The sequence below is a fragment of the Fontimonas sp. FW305-C-3 genome (assembly GCF_058783185.1).
Window position 1 is genome coordinate 1 of record NZ_JBYSYK010000005.1, and the last position, 18,128, is coordinate 18,128.

18 protein-coding genes are annotated in these 18,128 nt (G+C 62.9%); all 18 read right to left on the minus strand.

The features are described from left to right. Positions 1-613 precede the first annotated feature (613 nt). The 18 genes from AC3WUF_RS18715 to AC3WUF_RS18800 all read right to left on the minus strand — a co-directional run bounded on the left by AC3WUF_RS18715 (position 614) and on the right by AC3WUF_RS18800 (position 18,127). Positions 614-907: a hypothetical protein gene (locus tag AC3WUF_RS18715; RefSeq protein WP_492428464.1), complete on the minus strand. Its 294-nt coding sequence runs from the start codon at positions 905-907 to the stop codon at positions 614-616. A 57-nt stretch (positions 908-964) separates the two neighbouring features. Next, entirely contained in the window at positions 965-1,318 is a 354-nt protein-coding gene (locus AC3WUF_RS18720) for a hypothetical protein (protein ID WP_492428466.1), read from the minus strand. A gap of 33 nt (positions 1,319-1,351) precedes the next feature. Beyond that, positions 1,352-1,768, minus strand: a complete 417-nt coding sequence (locus AC3WUF_RS18725; protein ID WP_492428468.1) for a hypothetical protein — start codon at positions 1,766-1,768, stop codon at positions 1,352-1,354. A 65-nt stretch (positions 1,769-1,833) separates the two neighbouring features. Continuing rightward, positions 1,834-2,154 carry a hypothetical protein gene (locus tag AC3WUF_RS18730; protein WP_492428470.1) on the minus strand — a complete coding sequence of 107 codons (321 nt, stop codon included), beginning with the start codon at positions 2,152-2,154 and terminating at the stop codon, positions 1,834-1,836. Between the two features lie 153 nt (positions 2,155-2,307). Beyond that, positions 2,308-2,568: a YceK/YidQ family lipoprotein gene (locus AC3WUF_RS18735; protein ID WP_492428472.1), complete on the minus strand. Its 261-nt coding sequence runs from the start codon at positions 2,566-2,568 to the stop codon at positions 2,308-2,310. A gap of 89 nt (positions 2,569-2,657) precedes the next feature. Next, on the minus strand, positions 2,658-2,936 hold the full coding sequence (locus tag AC3WUF_RS18740) for a hypothetical protein (protein WP_492428474.1): 279 nt from the start codon (positions 2,934-2,936) through the stop codon (positions 2,658-2,660). A gap of 454 nt (positions 2,937-3,390) precedes the next feature. Next, positions 3,391-3,843, minus strand: coding sequence for a hypothetical protein (locus AC3WUF_RS18745; protein ID WP_492428476.1), 453 nt, complete (start codon positions 3,841-3,843; stop codon positions 3,391-3,393). A gap of 297 nt (positions 3,844-4,140) precedes the next feature. Beyond that, entirely contained in the window at positions 4,141-6,183 is a 2,043-nt protein-coding gene (locus AC3WUF_RS18750) for an acetoacetate--CoA ligase (protein WP_492428478.1), read from the minus strand. A 17-nt stretch (positions 6,184-6,200) separates the two neighbouring features. Continuing rightward, positions 6,201-7,337 (minus strand): DUF5938 domain-containing protein, encoded by a 1,137-nt coding sequence (locus tag AC3WUF_RS18755; RefSeq protein WP_492428480.1) that lies wholly within the window; start codon positions 7,335-7,337, stop codon positions 6,201-6,203. Between the two features lie 72 nt (positions 7,338-7,409). Then, the gene (locus tag AC3WUF_RS18760) at positions 7,410-8,237 is read right to left on the minus strand and encodes an SDR family NAD(P)-dependent oxidoreductase (RefSeq protein WP_492428482.1); all 828 of its coding nucleotides are present in this window, start codon (positions 8,235-8,237) and stop codon (positions 7,410-7,412) included. A gap of 8 nt (positions 8,238-8,245) precedes the next feature. Next, entirely contained in the window at positions 8,246-9,154 is a 909-nt protein-coding gene (gene phaZ / locus AC3WUF_RS18765) for a poly(3-hydroxyalkanoate) depolymerase (protein ID WP_492428484.1), read from the minus strand. Further along, on the minus strand, positions 9,141-10,847 hold the full coding sequence (locus tag AC3WUF_RS18770) for an alpha/beta fold hydrolase (RefSeq protein ID WP_492428486.1): 1,707 nt from the start codon (positions 10,845-10,847) through the stop codon (positions 9,141-9,143). The genes phaZ and AC3WUF_RS18770 overlap by 14 nt, the downstream gene beginning before the upstream one ends. Continuing rightward, positions 10,844-11,605, minus strand: a complete 762-nt coding sequence (locus AC3WUF_RS18775; protein WP_492428488.1) for a glucose 1-dehydrogenase — start codon at positions 11,603-11,605, stop codon at positions 10,844-10,846. The genes AC3WUF_RS18770 and AC3WUF_RS18775 overlap by 4 nt, the downstream gene beginning before the upstream one ends. 34 nt (positions 11,606-11,639) lie before the next feature. Then, complete coding sequence (locus AC3WUF_RS18780; RefSeq protein WP_492428490.1) at positions 11,640-13,682, minus strand: acetoacetate--CoA ligase; 2,043 nt, start codon at positions 13,680-13,682, stop codon at positions 11,640-11,642. After that, the gene (locus AC3WUF_RS18785) at positions 13,660-14,133 is read right to left on the minus strand and encodes a DUF3237 domain-containing protein (protein ID WP_492428492.1); all 474 of its coding nucleotides are present in this window, start codon (positions 14,131-14,133) and stop codon (positions 13,660-13,662) included. Before AC3WUF_RS18785 ends, AC3WUF_RS18780 begins: the two co-directional genes overlap by 23 nt. Then, complete coding sequence (locus AC3WUF_RS18790) at positions 14,130-14,963, minus strand: hypothetical protein (RefSeq protein ID WP_492428494.1); 834 nt, start codon at positions 14,961-14,963, stop codon at positions 14,130-14,132. The genes AC3WUF_RS18785 and AC3WUF_RS18790 overlap by 4 nt, the downstream gene beginning before the upstream one ends. 26 nt (positions 14,964-14,989) lie before the next feature. Continuing rightward, on the minus strand, positions 14,990-15,790 hold the full coding sequence (locus AC3WUF_RS18795; protein ID WP_492428496.1) for a glucose 1-dehydrogenase: 801 nt from the start codon (positions 15,788-15,790) through the stop codon (positions 14,990-14,992). Between the two features lie 66 nt (positions 15,791-15,856). Further along, positions 15,857-18,127, minus strand: a complete 2,271-nt coding sequence (locus AC3WUF_RS18800; protein WP_492428498.1) for a hydantoinase B/oxoprolinase family protein — start codon at positions 18,125-18,127, stop codon at positions 15,857-15,859. Position 18,128: the final 1 nt, after the last annotated feature.

Consider the following 18,128-nt stretch of genomic DNA (forward strand, 5'->3'; position numbering starts at 1 on the left):
AGCAGCTGGCCAGCAAGGCAGTTACAGTAAACCCTGGACTCTGAACAACACCGCTACTCAAGGCGGGGGGACGTCGGAGAGAGACACGATAACGCAAGCAGTCCACGGCGCGCCAAACCCTGATCAGCCCCAGAGTCAGACGGCCAAGCGGCGGACTACGCGAACGCAAAAGCCAGCGCGGACGCGAACCACGCAACGATCAAATTCATAGAAAGCCTCAACACCTGGATTGCTAGGACGACGATCGCACGGAGCGCTGACGTTCGGTTTGAGCATCGAGTTGGGCATCATGCAACTCATCATAGCCGGCATCTCCTGCCAGGCCACGTACCACCGACCGGCGTGGTGCCATGACAAAACATGCGATGCCTACGACTGGCGTGAGCCAGGGAAGAAGCGCGATCGGTGAGAACCATTCAGCAGCTCCGGCGCGTAATAGTACGATGGCAACGGTAGCGAACACAGCCATGCCAAACAGGCCTGCAAACAGACGATGCGCCCAAGCCGGCAGGTAACGATTGTGAACAATCCGCCTTCTCATGATGCCTAATGCTCAAGCTCAGGCGCGGCTCCGCCGAAGGTGGAGACGTTGCACAGGAGCGCCTGGCTGGGCCTAGCCATTAAAAGTGTCATAGAGAAAAGCACCACCGACCAAAGCGACGAATGACGTTACCCACCAGCCGACCGTAATGAGCGCCCATCTCTTCGTGTCTTTCTTCATTTCATCGTAGCGTGGATCAACTTTCCTACGTTCACGGATTCTCCGCATCAGTTCACGAAAGTCGAGCGGCGAAATATCTTTCATGATTCCGAACCGCGTTTCGTAAATTGAGTCCCGCGCGATCTTTGCCGCCACTACCAACCACGGAAGGAAAAACCAAGCCGGGATGAGCAGATCAATCGTCATGCTAGGCCCAACGCCTAATTTAAGCGGCGGGGGCAGCCCGTCCGCTTGAACGCGTTGTTAGGGCTTGCCTGCATTTAGTACCTCAGTGCCACAGTTCGGGCAGTGTTTGGTTGCAACGACGATGCCCAAGTTATTGGGCGTAAATGCCTTGCGGCACGTCGGGCATTTGGCCAGCAGTTTGTATTGAGCGAAGAAGATAGTTGCGAAGGTGAAAACAAGAGCAGCCCCAAGAGGAATAAGGGACGCGTTCGACGTGGTTATGGGGATGCCTAGGCTATTCAATGTTTCCGCTATCCATGCAGCAATCACCTTGCTCTTGTCTCCATACACTAAGAGCATGAGGGGAAGGATGCTAAAGGGCACAGCTACCCAGTAGTTCCGCTCTGCACTCTTGATGTCTTTCGGAGTCACGTGTAAGCCCTAACGCTCAAGCTCAGTGAATGGTTAGCCATGGCGGCTCTGGAACTGCGCGCTGAATGGAGAAGAGACAGCTTGAACTACAACTGCGCCCCATAGGTACGAAGCAAGATATGACAACGCAAGTGCCAAGCCTGATTGCGCATAAGCGCCAGTTACTACTGCTAGAAAAAGTGTTACGGCCGTGACGACGAGCGATAGCCGAGGTGCCCAGGGTCGAAGCATATAGAGACCATACGTGCTAGAGACAAGCAAGAACAACAGCGCTATCCCCGAGAAGCCGATAAAGATCTGATAGGGCATCGAGAACGCCGAGTCCTGAAGCTCTTGAGCTTGGTGAAAGGCCTCGGGCATGAGAGCCGGAAAGATGAAATCTACGCACGCCCCGATGATGCCAACAATAGTGGAGGCTATAAGTAGAAGGCGGAAATGGCGGATGGTCATGGCTTTGTGATGGCTAACGCCCGAATTGAGCCGACCCGCGAAGCGGATTCGGCTTGAATGAATTGTTAGACCCCATAGTACGACTCCAGGGCGGTTACTTGCTCGAGCGGGCTTTCCGGGAGGCCTGCCAAACGGAACGTGCACACGAAATACTCAAGCGCATCCTGGGTCTCCGCCACCTGCGCATCCGGATAGAGAACACAGATACCCAAGCGAACAAGCAAGACGGCGGGAACCGAGTCCATGTCGCGACCTGCGATGCTTTTCCAGAGCGCAACACGAGCAGCCTCATTGACCCGTGGATCGTCGGAGCCAGCGGCAAGGCTGACAGCAGATTGCACTTGGGGTGGGAGGTGATCTAAGACGGCGACAAGCGCCGAGATCATGGCTTGTCTTGCGGTAGCTGGGCTCGGCTCCTGAGATGTCTGCATACGGGGCCTAACGATCAAGGTCGGCCGAGCCGAGCACACTAGTGCGCTAGCGAAGTCTCGCCAGAGGCGAGGCCTTCGGCTGGACCGCAGGATTAGGAGACAGGCGGCTCACTTCTGTGTCTCCGGGTTCGACGGGTCTTCGGTAAGAGCGCGATATAGCCACAAGGGGACAGTTGCCGGCAAAAGCACCGTGTCTGCGACAAAAGAAAATGGGACGTCAATTTGTGTGGCGTGTCCCTTCCACGAAGCGCGCGTACCTGAGTACGGGCCGAAGCGATCTTTAGGACATGCATCTTTCATTGCGGTGCAGGTAGTGCCACACCCCGATACGAGCAGCGCAACTACGAACGAGCAGACAAGGCGAAACATAACCTGCGTTCCTGCCTCCTAACGTTTAGGTTCAGCCGCGGCCCGCGAGCGGAGCGAATAGGACGTCGGATGGAACCGATGGTTGGGAATCACCGCTTTGGCACCAGAAGGAGCCGGAACTCTCCAAAATCTTTCCCTAAGATCATTTTCATCGGGACAACCGAGATCGCGAGCCCAAGAACCACGCCAATGGGCATCGTGACCACTTGGATGGTGCTCAAGGACACCCCTGCGGCACCCATGATGGCGCCAAGGATGCCGCCGATCACTCCTCCACCAACCATGGCGGCGATGATGGCTATGAGATTGCGCCAGAAGTACGCCCACCAAACTCGGATGGCGCGGCGCCAAGTGACTTCTAGTTCCATAGTGTCCCTCCGTTACGATGTACTTCACCGACAAGGCCGCGCTGAAGCAGTTGTTGTGATGCCCAACGCGTATTGGGTGACATGGCTATACCGCTACTCCAATGACTGCCCGCAAACAAAGCAGCGCTGGCCTGGCAGCCGAACATCAAACGCCGACAAGCCGCGAATGACTTGCCCCCGACGACAGTTCACAGCAGGACACCGGATAGAAAAAGCGTAAGCCACGAGCACCATGCCAAACAATAGGGTCAGCACCCAATGCCATGACCATACTGAACCGGGTTCACCTGCACGAAGGGCAACATGCAGGACGATGAGTGCGACCTCAACAGCAAAGAGTGTGATCAGCCTTGCGCGCTTTGTCATGACGCCCAACGCCCAGGTTCACGCGCGGCCCGGACGGAGCTGCGAAGCAGCGGAGGCCGGGACGTCACGTGGAACCGATGGTTGGGCCTCATTTCGAGGCCGCCACAGCGTCTATTGCTTGCCGCATCTGAATGCGAAAGCCTTCGACGTTGAAGGCGCCGAATTGCTTCTGCCTTTTTTCTAGCACAGTAGTGGATTTGTATATCAACTCCATGAGATACCGGCTGATGTTCTCCGGAGCAACTGCTGTCAGTGCGAAGAAATCTGGCCGGACTGAATAGTGGCCAACATTGCGATACTCGACCTTTGGCAGCCAAGCAGCGAGCTGCTTGGGCGACACTCGCTTTTGAAACCTGAAGCTCCAGGGGGAGCAATGATCCGCATCGCCGGGGAGAAGCTCAAGCTCCACCCACAAATGCTCCATGCTGCCACCATACTCGCCTGAAACAGCTGCGCTCAGCTTCCGAAGGGGCGCATGCATTGCCTCGGCAATGTGAGCCGTGCCTTGATCATGCTTTGGCGCCGAGATTACGACTTCCATTGCTTTGAGGCCCAAAGCCGATTAGAGGGAACACGGAACGCCGTATAATCCGGCGCGACGTCCGTATAACCCGGAACCGTCATCATCAATACTCACCCGAATCATAATCTTGCGCATCGCGTCATCCGTTAGCACGGAACGGCACGCAGACATCGGAAGCCCCGGGCGATCGCACCAGTCGCGCCCGTCGGCCCGGCTTCTTGATTAAAGGCTGGATTTCCCTTGATGGCAACCGCAGACATTGCCGTGACTACGTACGGTGGCTAGCCGCCCTCTGGCCACCCGGCAGGACAACAGCTAGCCGTCCAGCATTTCCCGGTTGTCCCTGCGGAACTGCACGAACCAGTCGATGGCTTCGGGTTCCATCGTCAGCGCGCGGCTGGCGGCGAGGTCGGGGGGTACGCCGGAGAGGATGCGGCGTACGGGGACTTCCATCTTCTTGCCGGTCAGGTTGTACGGGATGTGGGTGACGGCGTACATCTGGTCGGGGACGTGACGCGGACTCAGTTCGGTGCGCAGGTGGCGCGCGATCCGGTTGCGCAGGCGCTCGTTGAGGACTGCGCCGGGCGCGAGCTGGACGAACATCGGCATGAAGAAGCGTCCGCCGGCGAGTTCGCAGCAGACGATGATGCAGTCCTGCACTTCCTCGATGCGCTCCAGGCTGCGGTAGATCTCGGCGGGGCCGATGCAGACGCCATAGCGGTTGAGCAGCGAATCGGAGCGGCCATCGATGTAAAGCCCGCCGCGGCGGTTGATGCGGGTGTGATCGCCGTGCCGCCAGACGCCGGGATAGGTCGAGAAGTAAGCATCCCGGTAGCGCGCATTGTCCGGGTCGTTGCAGAAGCGCAGGGGCATCGACGGGAACGGCTGGACCAGCACGAGTTCGCCGACGGCATCGACTACCGGCCGGCCCTGCTCGTCCCACACCTGCACATCCATGCCCAGACCGCGCGTCTGGATCTCGCCGGCATACACCGGCTGCGTGGGCGTGGCGGCGACGAACGCGGAAGCCGCTTCGGTGCCGCCGCTTTGCGACGTCACCCACAGGTCGGACTTCACCTGTCTGTAGAACCACGCAAAGGTTTCCGGCGCCGACGGCGAGCCGGCGAGCAGCACGGCCTGCAGCGCAGTCAGGTCGAAGACGTTGGCGGGCGAGATGCCGCGGGTCTGCATGTTCTGCACGTAGCCGGGGCTGACGCCGATCATCGTGACCTGGCTGCGCTCGGCGATGCTCCACAGCACGGTCGGGTCCGGTGCGATCGGGCAGCCGTCGTACATGACCGCTGCCGCACCTTGCAGCAGGCTGGAGATCAGTACGTTCCACATCATCCAGCCCGACGACGAGTAGAACAGCACGCGTGAGCGCTCGTCGAGGTTGAGATGGAACGCGGTCAGCTTGTAGTGCTCCAACAGCATGCCGACGTGGCTGTGCACGACCGCCTTTGGCAGACCGGTTGTGCCAGACGAGAACAGCACCCACAGCGGATGATCCCAGGGGACGCGCTCGTAGCGGAAACCCTCGCTGGGAACGTCGGGCTGATCGAGCAGATCGCGCCAGCGCAGTGCGCCGTCGACCGGCGGCGCGGCCTGCGGATCGAGATAGGACAGGCTGACGACGTGCTGCACGCTGCCGAGCGCCTGAACCAGCGCGCCGGCGACATCGACCCGGCTGTGATCCCGGCCGCCGTAGCGATAGCCGTCGACGATGAACAGCAGCTTCGGCCGCGTCTGCGCGAAGCGATCGATGACGGCGCTGGCGCCGAACTCCGGCGCCGCCGCCGACCAGATGGCGCCGATGGCGATCGTCGCCATCATCGCAACCGCGGTCTCGGGGATGTTCGGCATGTAGGCGCCGACGTGATCGCCCGGTTCTATGCCTAGTTTGCGTAGCTGTTCTGCGAGGATGCGCACCTGCCGCGCCAGCTCGCCACGCGTCATCACCGCCGCCTCGCGCAGCTCCGACGAATGGAACAATGCCGGTGCGTCTGGATTCCGCTCCGCATGGCGCAGCAGGTGTTCCGCGTAGTTGACCTGCGCCCCTTCGAACCAGCGCGCACCCGGCATCTGCCGTGTACTCAGCACCCGCCGATACGGCGTGTCGGAGCGAATCTCAAAGTAATCCCACAACGCGGCCCAGAAGGCTTCCAGCTCGGCAACCGACCAGCGCCGCAGCGCTTCATAGTCCGCCAGCTCGACACCGCGCTCGCACGCCAGCCATAGCCGAAAGCGCTCGATGCCGGACGCCGCGGCATAAGCCGGCCTCGGTTTCCACAGCAGATCGCCCTCGCGCGTCGGCGGCGCGCGCGAGGGCGAAACAGCAGCGGAACCGATCGGGCTCACGGCGGATTTCCTTCCGCTCAGCGCACCGGATGACCGTTGAGCGTGACGACCGGCTCGCTAACCAGGCCGAAGCTCTGCAGCACGCCGAGCAGTTCGCGATGGCCCAATGCCTGGCAACCCGACACGAAGCCGTAACGCTTCGGCGGCGCCTGCAACAGGTGATGCGCGAAGTAGGCCTGCAGCAGGCCGGTCTGCTTGTAGTTCTGGTTGCCGCGGATAACGACCTGCTTGAAGCCAAGCGGGCCGCTGGCCATGACCGAATCGACCGAGATGTTGGTCAGTGGATTCTCGCGCGGCGGCATGCCGGCCTGGACGCTGGCGGCCATCTCCGACAAGGCCTTCTGCTGTTCGGCCGGCGGCAGCGGACGGATGTCGGCGTCGATCTTGGCGTTCATCGCAACGACGTTGTCCATCACCGCGCGGGCGAACACGCCGCCCATGACCTTGCAGTTGATGACGCGCGGATCGTTCTTGAACCAGACCGGGTGCGCGGTACCGCCCCACGGCAGCACCAGTGCGGTCTCGTGCTGGCCGGGGACGATCGCATCGGCCTTGGCGCCCTGCGGCCACATCGCGTACTTGTTGTTCTCCAGGTAGAAGAAGTCCGACGTCAGGATGCTGAAGATCGTCTGCACCGAGGCGTAGGTCGGGAATCCCTTCCACAGCACCAGCATGTCGAGCGTGTGCAGGCCCGGCGTCTCCAGCGCGATCTGCGCGGCGATTTCGCCGGTCGTGTACATCTGCGCGATGCCGGGCGACAGGCACAGCTGCTTGGCGGCGAACTTGGCGCCCCACTTCTCATCGCATTCGATCATCCAGTTCTGTTCGCCGTTGGTGTCCGTGTAGTGGACCCCTTCCGCGAGGCAGGCCTCGACCGCTTCACCGCCCAACTTGGCGAACGGACCGACCATGTTGAGCATGACCTTGGAGCCCTTGAGCAGCGCACGCAGCGCGGCGACGCTGTGCTCCTTGACCTCGACGATCTCGTAGTCGGCCGTCTCGATGCCCGGCACCTTGCTGATCACTTCCTTGATGCTCGCGCCGTTGCGGCCTGCGGCAATGAAGGGAATGTTGTACTCGCGGCAGTACTCGGCAACGAGACGGCCGGTGTAACCGGTGACACCATAAATGACGACGGGCTTCTTGCTGCTCATGATGGTTCTCCTGGACTGCTTTTCTTGCTTGGATGATTGAGAAAAACGCGATGCTTCGATAATTCAACGCAGCTAGAACATGAATCCGCCGCTGCAGACGATGACCTGACCGCTGATGTAATCCGACTCCGGCAGGCACAGCAGGTAGACGGCGCCCGCCGCCTCTTCCGGCGTGCCGGCGCGACCGAGCGGGATGCCCTGCTCCATCGTCTTCAGCACTTCCGGATTGACGCCGACGCGGATCTGCTTGCCCTCGACGGCGATCGACGCATTGCCGCCGGCCGCAGCCTCGGTCAGACGCGTGCGGATCAGGCCGAAGGCAACGCTGTTGACGTTGACCTTGAAGCGGCCCCACTCCTTGGCCATGACGCGCGTCATGCCGTTGACACCGGCCTTTGCCGCGCCGTAACCGATCTGCCCGGCATTGCCGCCGACCCCGGCGAGCGAAGAGATGTTGACGACCTTGCGGAACACTTCCTGGCCAGCCTCGGCTTCGGCCTTGGCCCTGCTCTTAATGTGCTCGGCGGCGGCACGCAGGATGCGGAACGGCGCCGTCATGTGGACGTCGATCATCGCGTACCACTGCTCGTCGGTCGTCTTCTGGACCACGCTGTCCCAGGTGTAGCCGGCGTTGTTGATGATGATGTCGATGCCGCCGAACACTTCGAGCGCGATCTGCACGATGCGCTCGCCAAAATCCTTGTCGACAACGCTGCCGATGCAGGCAACCGCATCGGAGCCGGCCGCGCGCACCGCGGCGACCGTCTCCTCCGCAAACTTCTCGTCGAGATCGTTGACGACAATCCGCGCGCCGTCGCGCGCCAGCTTCAGCGCAATCTCGCGACCGATGCCGCGGCCGGAGCCGGTGACCAGCGCAACCTTGCCTTCCAGTTTCTTCATGATTTGTCCTATGCAGCCTTCGTTGTATTCCAGGGCTCCGCATCGAGGAACTCGCGCACGACGCGGCTCGATCCGGCGGGGTCGGAGATCAGGAACAGGTGGCCGTCATCGACCAGATGCAGCCGGCTGTTCGGGATCAGTCTTGCCATGAACTTCGAGTTGATCGCAGGCACGACGGGATCGTCGGTGCCGGACATGATCAGCGTCGGCTGGCGGATCAGCGGCAACCAGGGCGTGCTGGTCCAGCCGCTCAGCGCGAACTGTTGCATCAGGTAGCCGAGCTTGCTGGTGGGTGCCATGCGCGGACCGATCTCGCGGATCAGGCCCGGCATGTTGCGCGCCGCGCCGCCGTAGATTTCGCCGGCCACCTTGCGGCGGTAGACCGGGTCGTTATAGCGACGCGGCGTCATGAACTTGAGCAGGATGCGCGGGTCGACAATCATCGGCCAGCCTTGCGCGGTCGCGGCGAGAATCAGGCGCCGGCAGCGGCGCGGGTTCTGCAGCGCGAACTGCTGCGCCAGCGTGCCGCCCCAGGAAACACCGAGCACGTCGACGCGACCGTAGCCGAGCTTGCTCAGCACGCGCTCGATCAGCAGGCTGAGCATCCACAGCCGGTACGGATGCAGCGGCGGCGATGACTTGCCGGTGCCCGGCACATCGATTGCGATCGTCTCCAGATCGCCAAGCTCGTCGGCGAAAGGTTCCAGCAATTCCAGCCGCGCACCAATGCCGTTGAACAGCACCAGCGGCGTGTGCGTCTCCTCGCGTCCCGGCCAGATGGCGACGCGCACCGAATAGCCCATCACCCTGACACGGCGCAGGCGCATCTCGCGCTTGGCGCCGACGCGCAGCTCCGCGTACGTCCGGTTCGGATCGAAGTGGCGCGGATTGCCGCTGTAAGCGCTAGACGCGGTCATGGACATAGGTGCCCGGCGCCGCGCCCAGCGGCGGATACTCGGCGTTGCCGCCCTGCTTCGGCGCATCCACCAGCCTGCCGGCGCGCTCGTGCGTCCAGGCCACGCAGTGATCCCACCAGCTGCCCTGATTCTTGGTCGCGGTTTCCAGCCATTCGGCGGAGCTGGCCGGCAGCTTCGTGTTCGTGAAGTAGCTCGCTTTCGGGTTGGTCGGCGGGCAGACAATCGTCTGGATGTGCCCGCTGTTGCCGAGTACGAACTGGCTGCGCTTGCCGAGCAGCTGCGCGCTGCGATAGACACCATGCCAGACGCACAGGTGATCGTTGGCGGCGCCGAGCACGTAGCTGTCGATGCCGAGATCCTTCAGGTCGACGATCGATACACCGCGCACCTGCATCGCCCCGGGCGTGACCAACGGATTCTGCTCGACGAAATGACTGAAGTCGTAGTTGTACTGCGCGGTCATGCCGGTGCCGTCGCCATTCCAGTAAAGGATGTCGAAGGCGGTCGGCTTGACGCCCATCAGGTAATTGCTGACCCAGTAATTCCAGATCAGCTCGTTGGCGCGCAGCATCGCGAACAGCAGCGTGAACTGCTTGGCGCTCATGCGCTTCTTGCGGATCTCCTTCTTGACGACCGGCATCGCCTTCTGGTCGACGAAGGCGCCGATGTTCGGCGCATCGGACATTGCTTCCATGTCCAGTGGCGAGACGAACAGCATCAGGCTGTTGACCTTCTGTTGCTTCGTCGCAGCGTAGTAGCCGATCAGCGAGGTCGCGACCGGCCCGGCGCCGCAGACCGCCCATAGGTTCACCGTCTCCGTCTTCGAGATGCCGCACGCGGCCCGCACGCCGTCGTCGACCGCGTCGATGTAATCCGCCATGCCCCAGAAATCGTGCTCCGGCTTCGGATTGCGCCAGGCCATCACATAGACCGTGAAGCCCTGCTGGACGAAATACTCGAACACGCTGCGCCCGGGTGCGATGTCAAACACGTAGAACTTGTTGACGATGCTCGGCACGACGAAGATCGGTCGCTCGCGCACCTGCGCAGTCTGCGGCGCGTACTGCAGCAGCTCGAACATGTCATGGCGCAGCACGACGCTGCCCGGCGTCAGCGCGAGGTTCTCGCCGATCTTGAACGCGCTCTCGTCGACCTGCGCCGGTATCGGCCGGCCCTTGGCGACGTCATCGGCAAAGTTCTTCAACCCGGCCAGCAGGCTCGCGCCGCGCGTCTCGCGCGCACGCCGCAGTGCAGCCGGATTGGTCGGCAGGAAATTGGTCGGCGCCAGCGCGTCGCCGATCTGCGTCATCAGGAACTCGGCGCGCTCGACCTGCTTGGGGTCGAGCCCGGACTGCCGCGCATAGGCTTGCAGCGCCTCGCACAGCTCCAGGTAACCCTGCAGCACGCCGCCGAAGACGCGGCTGTCCTTCCAGGCCGGATCGCTGAAGCGGCGATCGCCAGCCGCCGGCATGCGATCGGACTCGCCGCGCAATACCTTCGCAAGGCCTTTCGCGAAGCCAAGGCCGGCATCGACGACGGCGCGCGGTTGACGCGCGGCTTGGCGCGCCAGCGTGCCGGCAATATCGATCAGGTCGCTCGGCCGGAAATCGCCCAGCACGTACTGGCCAAAGACATTGTCGACCGTGGCTTCCGTGCCCTGCCCGGCCGCCTTGGCCTTGCTGCGCGCGTTCACGCGGTCATCCCGCCATCGACCACAAGGTCGGAGCCGGTGATGTAACTCGCATCGTCGGACGCGAGGAACAGCACTGCCTTGGCGATCTCCTCCGGACGCGCAAAGCGGCCCATCGGAATGCGGGCGAGCGTGCGTTCGACGAACACCTGTGCTTCGGCCGGCGGCATCGCGCCGACGGCGCCGCTGACCATCTGTGTTTCGGCAAAGCCCGGGCAGACGCTGTTGATGCGGATCGGGTAGCCGGACCGCGCGCAATGGATCGCCGCCGACTTCGTGAAGATGCGCACGCCGCCCTTGCTGGCGTTGTAGGCCGGCACCAGCGCCTCGCCGACCATGCCCTCGATCGACGCGATGTTGACGATGGACCCGCCGGCCTTCTTCATCCGCTCGATCGCGGCCTGCGTGCCGAGGAACACGCCGTCGAGATTGACCGCCAGCGTGCGCTTCCAGTGTTCGTAGCTCGCCTTCTCGACGTCGAAGATCTGCGCAACGCCGGCATTGTTGACCAGCACGCTGATCGCACCCCAGGCCGCTTCAGCGGCATCCAGCACCGCGGACCACTCGTTCGGGTTGGTGACATCGTGGCGCATGAAGCGGATCTGCGCGCCGGCCTTGGACAGGCGCGCGACCTCCGCTTCGCCGCCAGCAGCATCAACGTCGGTGATCATGACCTTGGCACCGGCGGCAAGCAGCAGTTCGGCGGCCGCAAGGCCGAGGCCCTTTGCGCCTCCGGTGACGACACAAACCTTGTTCTTCATGGTGATCCCTTTCCCTGGATGGCTTTATCGGCGTTCAGGCCTTGCGCCACTGATAGTCCTTCGACTCCTGCGCGAACTGCACGTAGTAGTCGATCGACGGCGGATTCATCATCGCGTCACGGCTCGCTGCCTTCTCCAGCGGCCAGCCGAGCAGCAGCTTGCGCACCGGCACTTCCATCTTCTTGCCGGTCAGCGTGTATGGAATCTGCTCGACGGCGTAGATCTTGTCCGGCACATGGCGCGGGCTGCAGTCCTCGCGCAGCTTGCGGACGATCTTCTGCTGGATCGCATCGCTCATCTCCACGCCCGGCTTGAGCTTGACGAACAGCGGCATGAAGAAATTGCCGCCCGGCAGTTCGACGCAGACGATCAGGCTGTCGGCCACCTCGTCGACATGCTCGACCGCGCGATAGATCTCGGCGGTGCCGATGCGCACGCCGTAGCGGTTGAGCGTCGAGTCCGACCGGCCATAGATGTAGCAGCCGCCGGTCTTGGTGATCTTGATGAAATCGCCGTGGCGCCAGACGCCCTTGAACGTATCGAAGTAGGACTCGTGGTAACGCTTGCCTTCGTGATCGTTCCAGAAGTAGATCGGCATCGACGGGAACGGCTTGAGGCAGACCAGTTCGCCGACTTCGTCGATGACTTCCTTGCCGTCATCGCTCCAGGCGCGCACGTCCATGCCCAGCAGCCGCGTCTGGATTTCTCCGGCGCGCACCTCCAGAGTCGGCGAAGCCCCGACGAAGCCGCTGCACAGTTCGGTGCCGCCGGACTGCGACGTGACCCAGACGTTCTTCTTGACGCAGCGGTAGAACCACTCGAAGGTCTCCGGCGTCGACGGCGCGCCGGCGACGAGTACGCCTTCGAGCCGCGACAGGTTGTGCGCCTTGCCCGGCACCAGGCCGGCACGCTCCATGATCTGCACATAAGTCGGGCTGGCGCCGAAGCTGGTGGCACCGGTGTCGGCCGCCAGCTTCCACAGGAAGTCCGGCGTCGGGTGCGCCGGGTTGCCGTCGTAAAGCACGATGGCACTGCCGGTCAGCAGCGCCGACAGGAGCAGGTTCCACATCATCCAGCCGGTCGTGCTGTAGAAGAACATCACCGAATCCGGCTTCAGATTCAGGTGGAAGTGCATCAGCTTCAGATGCTCGACGAGCACGCCGACGTGGCCGTGGACAATCGCCTTCGGCAGACCGGTCGTGCCGGACGAGAAGACGATCCACAGCGGGTGGTCGCAATCGACTCGCTCGAATTTGAAGTCCGCCTTCGCGACTTCCGGCTTCGCCATCAGCTCGGACCAGGTCGTGACGCGCTTGAAAGCCGGCGCCGGCGCGTTGGCATCGATGTACTGCAGCCAGACCACCTGCTCGAGCGACGGCAGTGCCTCGATGATCTTCTTGGCTTCTTCGTGACGGCTGAAATCCTTGCCGCCGAAGCGATAGGCATCGGCAACGAACAGCACCTTCGGTTCGATCTGCGAGAAGCGTTCGATGACCGTCTTGACGCCGAACTCCGGCGCCGCAGACGACCACACCGCACCGATCGCGGTGGCCGCCATCATCGCGATCGCGGTCTCCGGCACGTTCGGCATGTAGGAGACGACGCGGTCGCCCGGCTTGACGCCCATCGCGCGCAGCTGCGTCGCGACCTTGCGCACCTGGGCCCCCAATTCGCTGCGCGACATCTCCGCCAGCGGCCGCGACTCGGTCAGGTGATGGAAGGCAACGCCATGCGGGTCCATCTCCTCATGACGCAGCAGATGCTCGGCGTAGTTGACCTTCGAGCCCTCGAACCACTTCGCGCCGGGCATGATCATCTTGTCGACGACCTGCTTGTACGGCGTATCCGACTGCACCTCGAAGTAGTCCCAGATCGACGCCCAGAAGCCGGTCGTGTCCGTGATAGACCACTGCCGCAGCGACTCGTAGTCGCTGACATCGGCACGGCCCTCGGTGCGCAGCCATTCCATGTAGCGCGAGACATTCGACAGGTCGACGAACGACGACGGCGGAGTCCACAGCAGCTCGCCTTCTGCGACTGCGCGGGGGGCCTTTTCAGCGGACGGCGTAGACGTCATAACGCACCTCTAGGGTTGTGAAATCGACCGCACCGGCGTTCAGCAGCTGCAGCCGGTTGAGCCATGCGTATTCGGGATGCGCCGTGCGCACGCGCGGAACGCAGCGCAGCGGCAGTTGTTGGGGCAGATCGCCCTGCAGGAACAGGGCCTGGCCGTTCGGGCCGAGGTCGCCGATGCCGCTGTACTCGACCTCGATCAAGGCGCCATCGTGGGATTCCATCGTCGCGCGGACATCCAGTACGCAGACGCCATCGTCGCGAATGGTCAGCCAGTCGCCGCCGACACTGCGCAGCTTGCCGCGCAGCCGTGGGCCGTTGATCTCGCCGCCAAGCACATAGAAGTTCACGCGGATGCCGCCGGGCACCGCACCGATCACTTCCGGCGGCGCCAGCTGCGCGCTGTAGGAGCACAGGTAATCGAGCTTGACGGGGAAGCTCGGAGCGGCGTTCATCGAAGCGCTCCGAGACGCTCGAGAACCTGTTCCGGCTGCACGCCGCTCGGCACGCTGGCGTAGAGAAGGCCACCCGGCTTCAGTCCGGCGATTTGGCCGCTGTCCCAGAAACCCGCATCGACGATCTGGCCCTTATTGTCTGCAGCCGCGGTAGCCGGCGCGAGCACAAAGCTCAGCGCCTCGGTAGCGCCGCCGTAGCGGCCCCCCGGCGCATACAGGCCGACAGCCCAGCGGTAATGGCTCGCCACGTTGAACACGGACTGATAGCACTCCAGCGCTGCTGCATCTGCCGGCTCGGAGGAGACGGATTCACGCAGCAGCAGCAGATCGACGCCAGCCTCGGCGAAGATGCGCAGGAAATCCGCCATCAGCAACGCAGCGGAATCTGCATCGTCGTCGTCGACTTCAGCGCTGGCCGACGCACCGTGCGCCTGCGCGTAAGCCACCGCAACCCACTGCCTTGGCGAAGGACATTCAAGCGCCAGCGGCGCGTTGTCGTTGCTGGCACGCAGGCCCTTGACCAGATCGACCAGATGGGCGCGCAGCGCCTCATCGGCGAGCAGCGTCTTGAGCGGAAAGACCGTTCGCGACTTCGCCGCCATCGCTGCACGCAGTGACGGCTGGGCTTCCAGCCACGCCGCGCAGACGCGATGCAGCTTCAGGCTCAGCACATCGGCGCGCAACAGCGATTGCGCCTTGCGCGACCAGGCGAGGTAAGCGGCGGTATCGAGCCAGGGAATGTTGCCGGCCGCCAGCAACTCGCCGGCATAGTCGACGGCATCCAGCCACAGCAGGCGGCGATCCTGCTTCAGTGCATCGGTGATATTCATGGTCATTGCGGAGGCCCGCAGCCCGGTCAGGCCGCGGAGTAACCGCCGTCAATGATCAGCTCGGTCCCGTTGACCCAACGTGCGGCATCCGACGCCAAGTACAGCACCGCGGCGGCCACATCCTCGACCTCGCCGAAGCCCATCGGATGCGCGCCGCCGACTGAGGCGCGCGCGGCCTCGATATCCGGCGCCAGGCCGAGATCGACGAAGCCCTGCAGGAAGTGTTCGCCCATCTGCGTCTTGACGATCGCCGGGTGCACCGAGTTGACGCGCACACCCGACTGCAGCGCGGCGAACTCGACGCCGGCCGCCTTGGTCAGCAGGCGCACACCGCCCTTGGAGGCGTGGTATGCCGCATGCGCGGGGGTACCGATAATGCCGGCCACCGAAGACATGTTGACGATCGAACCGCCCTTGCCGCTCATCGCGCGAATGGCGTGCTTGAGGCCGAGGAAGACGCCGGTGACGTTGATGTCGAGCACCCGGCGGAAATCCGTCACCTCGCAGTTGGCCAGCAGCGCCGCGGTCTCGATGCCCGCGTTGTTGACAAGGACGTCGTAGCGGCCGAAGTGCTTGGCCATCGCCGCCGTTGCCGCCTCCCACTGCGCCTCGTCGGTGACATCGTGCTTGATGAACTCGGCCTTGCCGCCGGCCTTGCGGATCTTGTCGACCGTCGCCTTGCCTTCGGCCTCCAGCACATCGGTGACCAGCACCGATGCACCCACTTGGGCCATCGCCTCGGCGATCGCGGCACCGATGCCGCGCGCCGCGCCGGTCACCAGCGCGGCCTTGCCGTCGAGGCGGAACTTCTTGCTGTAGTCCGTCATGCCTTGCTCTCCTCAATCACTTTTCGATCTAGTTCTGGTGCAGCGGTACCGCGGTGACATCTCCGATCACTTCGCGAGGCAGTCCTTCAGCTGCGCCTGCGTGGATTCAAGCTGCGCCTCAAGCTGGGCGATGCGGATGTCCTTCGGATTGGGCATGTAGACGCCTTGAAGCTGGTCGGCCGGCATCGTCGTGTACATGTTGATGACCGGATTCTGTGCGTGGATCACCTTGACGTCGCCCCAGCTGCCGAAGTACGGCAGGTGCTTCGGGGGCTCCGGCGTCGTCCAGGTCTTGACGAACTCGTCAAACGGCTTGCCGCGCGCGATCCGCTGGCGCCGGTAGTTGGCACGCAGCTCCGCGGTCGCGGCCTCGTCGACGATCAGGGTCTTCTCGTCGTAGACGACCTGATAGATGTCGCGCGCGTTCTCGTGCGACATCAGGTCTTCGGCCAGATCCTTCATCACTAGCGCCGGATCGCGCTCGATGACGTCGCCGTAACCGCCGCCGCTGCCCTGGCAGATCATGTAGATCTCGCCTTCGTCGCAAAGCTCGAAGGTCATGCCCATGTCGTTGCTGCTGTACTTGCCGCCCTTGATCGGCTGCTCGTTCATCAGCGTGACGATGTCGAAGGCTTCGACGACCTTCGGGTTCTTCTTCAGCTCCTTGAAGATGTTGATGCCCTTGATCTTCATCAGCTGGTACGACGGGCAGGAATAGCCGCCGAACAGGCCCTGCGCCGATGGAAACTTCGAACCCTCGCAGCCGGTCATGAAGCCCCACATGCCGGAGCCGCGCGCGGTCGCGATCTGCTCGTAGCCGAGGCCGGCGCGGTACTTGCCGAAGCCGATGCGGTCCTTCGCCAGGCGCTGTGCGCCGAGGCGGATGATCGGCGTGTCTTCCTCGTTGATCTCATGCTCGCCGGAATCGCACATGAAGCCGAACACCGGGGACACGCTGTGCTCGCCGTCGGCGTGGCTGCGCGCACCCTGGCCGTTGCCATTGATGTCGGAGCAGAAGTTGCCGGTGACATCGCCGTGCTGGGTCAGGCCGCCGTAGATGAAGGTCGCCGCCTGGTCGTACTGCGAGGCGATGCAGGCCGAGTACTTGGTCGGCACGCTGTAGTTGAACTTGTTCATCGGGATGGTCCAGACCACGCAGGCCTTGAACATCGGCATCAGGCTCATCGCCTGCGGCATCTCGCCTTCGGCATCGATCACCGCATTACGGTCGGTGATGATCTCGATCGGCGACAGCACCGCCATCGTATGCGGCAGATCCGGCCAGACGTTCTGCAGTAGGCCGGTGCACAGCGCCGCCTTGAACGAAGCGATGTTGGTGTTGACCGAGCGGTTCATGAACTGCGGCGAGCTGCCGCGGAAGTCGACGGTCATCTTGTCGCCCTTGACCGTGATCGCGCAGGAGATCTTCTGCATTGCGTTTTCACGCAAGGTCGAGTCCATGAACTGCAGCACACGCGTCGTGCCATCCGGCATCTCCTTGATGCGGCGGCGCAGCTCGACTTCGGTATCTTCGAGATGCTGACGCAGCGTACCCATCACGGCTTCCTTGCCGTACTGGTCGAGGATCGCGATGATGCGCTCGCGCAGGCGCATCGCGCCGTGCAGCTTGACCTTCATATCCTCCAATTGCAGCTTCGGATCGCGCACCGAGTTCTGCAGGAAGGTCACGAGGTCGCGCTTGAGCTTGAAGTTCTCGACGACCTTGAACGGCGACATCTTGATGCCTTCGTCGTACTTGCTCTCGGCCGCCGCCGGCATGCCACCCGGCTCGCAGGCACCGTTCTCGCCTTCGTGGATCGTCGCCGAGACCCAGCAGATCAGCTCGCCCTTGTAGAACAGCGGCAGCATCATCGACTGGTCGGTGTTGTGCACGCCGCCGTAACGGGCGTCGTTGTGGATGAAGCCATCGCCGTCGCGCACGCCGACGGTCGGATCGCTGATCCAGTTCTTGATGATGAAGCGGATCGGATAGAAGCAGCAGGCCGCGAACGCGATGATGCCGTGCGGCGCGATCATCGCCAGATCGCCCTGCGCCGTGTAGACGCCGGTGACGAGGTCGCCCCACTTGGCGCCGGGCGCGGCACCCATCTGGTTGACCATCGTGAAGGCTTCGGACAGCGCCGCGTTGATCAGTCCGCGGATATGGTGGACCTGATGCGGATCGAGGCCTTTCTTGAGAATGTCGTCCTCGGTCTTCGAGCGCGGCGTCACCGTGTGGTTGCGCATGATCTCCGGGTCCGGCCCGAGGAACAGCGTGTTGTCGGCGAGGAACTTGTCGAGCAGCGCCTGCTCTTCCGGCGAAATCTTGTCGTGCATG

Excerpts from the sequence above, each read along its gene's own strand:
- AC3WUF_RS18715 (WP_492428464.1), bottom strand. The coding sequence starts at position 907 with ATGACGATTGATCTGCTCATCCCGGCTTGGTTTTTCCTTCCGTGGTTG.
- AC3WUF_RS18790 (WP_492428494.1), bottom strand. The coding sequence starts at position 14,963 with ATGAATATCACCGATGCACTGAAGCAGGATCGCCGCCTGCTGTGGCTG.
- AC3WUF_RS18755 (WP_492428480.1), bottom strand. The coding sequence starts at position 7,337 with ATGAGCAGCAAGAAGCCCGTCGTCATTTATGGTGTCACCGGTTACACC.
- AC3WUF_RS18745 (WP_492428476.1), bottom strand. The coding sequence starts at position 3,843 with ATGGAAGTCGTAATCTCGGCGCCAAAGCATGATCAAGGCACGGCTCAC.
- AC3WUF_RS18775 (WP_492428488.1), bottom strand. The coding sequence starts at position 11,605 with ATGAAGAACAAGGTTTGTGTCGTCACCGGAGGCGCAAAGGGCCTCGGC.
- AC3WUF_RS18735 (WP_492428472.1), bottom strand. The coding sequence starts at position 2,568 with ATGTTTCGCCTTGTCTGCTCGTTCGTAGTTGCGCTGCTCGTATCGGGG.
- AC3WUF_RS18730 (WP_492428470.1), bottom strand. The coding sequence starts at position 2,154 with ATGATCTCGGCGCTTGTCGCCGTCTTAGATCACCTCCCACCCCAAGTG.
- AC3WUF_RS18785 (WP_492428492.1), bottom strand. The coding sequence starts at position 14,133 with ATGAACGCCGCTCCGAGCTTCCCCGTCAAGCTCGATTACCTGTGCTCC.
- AC3WUF_RS18795 (WP_492428496.1), bottom strand. The coding sequence starts at position 15,790 with ATGACGGACTACAGCAAGAAGTTCCGCCTCGACGGCAAGGCCGCGCTG.
- AC3WUF_RS18800 (WP_492428498.1), bottom strand. The coding sequence starts at position 18,127 with ATGCACGACAAGATTTCGCCGGAAGAGCAGGCGCTGCTCGACAAGTTC.
- AC3WUF_RS18780 (WP_492428490.1), bottom strand. The coding sequence starts at position 13,682 with ATGACGTCTACGCCGTCCGCTGAAAAGGCCCCCCGCGCAGTCGCAGAA.
- AC3WUF_RS18760 (WP_492428482.1), bottom strand. The coding sequence starts at position 8,237 with ATGAAGAAACTGGAAGGCAAGGTTGCGCTGGTCACCGGCTCCGGCCGC.
- phaZ (WP_492428484.1), bottom strand. The coding sequence starts at position 9,154 with ATGACCGCGTCTAGCGCTTACAGCGGCAATCCGCGCCACTTCGATCCG.
- AC3WUF_RS18725 (WP_492428468.1), bottom strand. The coding sequence starts at position 1,768 with ATGACCATCCGCCATTTCCGCCTTCTACTTATAGCCTCCACTATTGTT.
- AC3WUF_RS18740 (WP_492428474.1), bottom strand. The coding sequence starts at position 2,936 with ATGGAACTAGAAGTCACTTGGCGCCGCGCCATCCGAGTTTGGTGGGCG.